Annotated in this window: 2 protein-coding genes; one reads left to right on the top strand and one right to left on the bottom strand. The window is 67.7% G+C overall.

The annotated features are described in order from the left end of the window. Positions 1-108 precede the first annotated feature (108 nt). Positions 109-576, bottom strand: coding sequence for an RDD family protein (locus tag ACFVZW_RS37010; RefSeq protein ID WP_384530990.1), 468 nt, complete (start codon positions 574-576; stop codon positions 109-111). A gap of 231 nt (positions 577-807) precedes the next feature. Between ACFVZW_RS37010 and glnA the strand changes: the two genes are divergently transcribed. Beyond that, positions 808-2217, top strand: coding sequence for a type I glutamate--ammonia ligase (glnA, locus tag ACFVZW_RS37015; RefSeq protein ID WP_361961851.1), 1410 nt, complete (start codon positions 808-810; stop codon positions 2215-2217). The last annotated feature ends 50 nt before the right edge of the window (positions 2218-2267 follow it).

Raw genomic sequence — 2267 nt, forward strand, 5'->3', positions numbered from 1 at the left:
GGCTCACAGCGTGTGTGTGTGCGTGAGTGTGTGTCACACCCACCCCCACAGACCCCGATCGGTACGGGGGCGCCCCTTCTTCGGTCTGCGCCGTTCGTCCTACGTGTGTCAGATCCGGACCTGTACGGCGCCGGAGAGCCGGTCGTGGAGGCCACGGCCGTCGCGGTCCCAGATGAGGGCCGGGATGGCGAGGCAGACCAGGACGCTGCGGACGACGACGCGGAGGAAGCCGAGCCGGCCGCCGTTCACCGAGGCGACACGGAGGCCGAAGAGCCGCTTGCCGGGGGTGGAGCCGACGGTGCCGACCGTGAGCACGCTCAGGGCGAGCAGGATGACGATCGCCCAGTTGCCGGTCGCCTGGCTGTAGCCGTCGGTGAGCAGGCCGTATGCGATCAACATGCACAGCGCCCAGTCGACGGCGAGGGCGCCGATCCTGCGGCCGGGCCGGGCGATCGAGCCGGGCCCCTCCTCGGGAAGTCCGAGCTGCTCCCCCCGGTAACCGAAGTCGACGCCTGCGTCCTCGGCCGCCGCGCGGGGTCCCGAGAGCCACGATCCCATTGCTTGCCTGTTGTCCACGCGTCCACGGTACTGCGCCCGTTTTTGATCACTTCGGCCCGGGTCGAGGTCGGACGCGCACGGCGCTTCGCGATGCCGAGCGCGGCCGCCCCGGTTAACTTGGGCGAAACAAATGGGTCATGCTTGAGAAATCCCGTCTGCCTATGGTCGGGTCCAGCGTGTGCCACCGCACTGGCCGCACGACCGAGCTGCAACCCCGCCCCTCCCCGGGCCGGGAGTAGGAGGAGTTGGATGTTCCAGAACGCCGACGAGGCCAAGAAGTTCATCAAGGACAACGACGTCAAGATGGTCGACGTCCGTTTCTGTGACCTTCCGGGAGTGATGCAGCACTTCACGATCCCGGCGACGGCGTTCGACCCGTCCGAGGAGCTGGCCTTCGACGGCTCGTCGATCCGCGGCTTCCAGGCCATCCACGAGTCCGACATGGCGCTGCGCGCCGACCTGTCGACGGCCCGCCTGGACCCGTTCCGCCGCGACAAGACGCTGAACATCAACTTCTTCATCCACGACCCGATCACGGGCGAGCAGTACAGCCGTGACCCGCGCAACATCGCGAAGAAGGCCGAGGCGTACCTCGCCTCCACCGGCATCGCCGACACCGCGTACTTCGGCCCCGAGGCCGAGTTCTACGTCTTCGACTCGGTGCGCTTCAACACCACCGCCAACGAGGGCTTCTACCACATCGACTCCGAGGCCGGCGCCTGGAACACCGGTGCGGTCGAGGACAACCGTGGTTACAAGGTCCGCTACAAGGGCGGCTACTTCCCGGCCCCGCCGGTCGACCACTTCGCCGACCTGCGCGCGGAGATCTCCCTGGAGCTGGAGAACGTCGGCCTCCAGGTCGAGCGCCAGCACCACGAGGTCGGCACCGCCGGCCAGGCCGAGATCAACTACAAGTTCAACACGCTGCTCGCCGCGGCCGACGACCTGATGCTCTTCAAGTACATCGTGAAGAACGTCGCCTGGCGCAACGGCAAGACCGCGACCTTCATGCCGAAGCCGATCTTCGGTGACAACGGCTCCGGTATGCACGTCCACCAGTCGCTGTGGGCCAACGGCGACCCGCTGTTCTACGACGAGACCGGCTACGCGGGCCTCTCGGACACCGCCCGCTACTACATCGGCGGCATCCTCAAGCACGCCCCGTCGCTGCTCGCCTTCACCAACCCGACGGTGAACTCGTACCACCGCCTGGTCCCGGGCTTCGAGGCCCCGGTCAACATGGTGTACTCGCAGCGCAACCGCTCCGCCGCCATGCGCATCCCGATCACGGGCTCGAACCCGAAGGCCAAGCGCGTCGAGTTCCGCGCGCCGGACCCGTCCTCGAACCCGTACCTCGCCTTCTCGGCGCTGCTCCTCGCGGGCCTCGACGGCGTCAAGAACAAGATCGAGCCGGCCGAGCCGATCGACAAGGACCTCTACGAGCTGGCTCCCGAGGAGCACGCGAACGTCCAGCAGGTCCCGACCTCCCTCCCGGCGGTCCTGGACGCCCTCGAGGCGGACAACGAGTACCTGCAGGCCGGCGGTGTCTTCACCTCCGACCTGATCGAGACCTGGATCGACTACAAGCGCACGAACGAGATCGCCCCGATCCAGCTGCGCCCGCACCCGCACGAGTTCGAGCTGTACTTCGACATCTAAGTCGCGGACCGATCGACGGCGAAGGCCGCCACCCGCGCGGGGGTGGCGGC

This window comes from Streptomyces sp. NPDC059567, assembly GCF_042735655.1.
Lineage (GTDB): Bacteria > Actinomycetota > Actinomycetes > Streptomycetales > Streptomycetaceae > Streptomyces.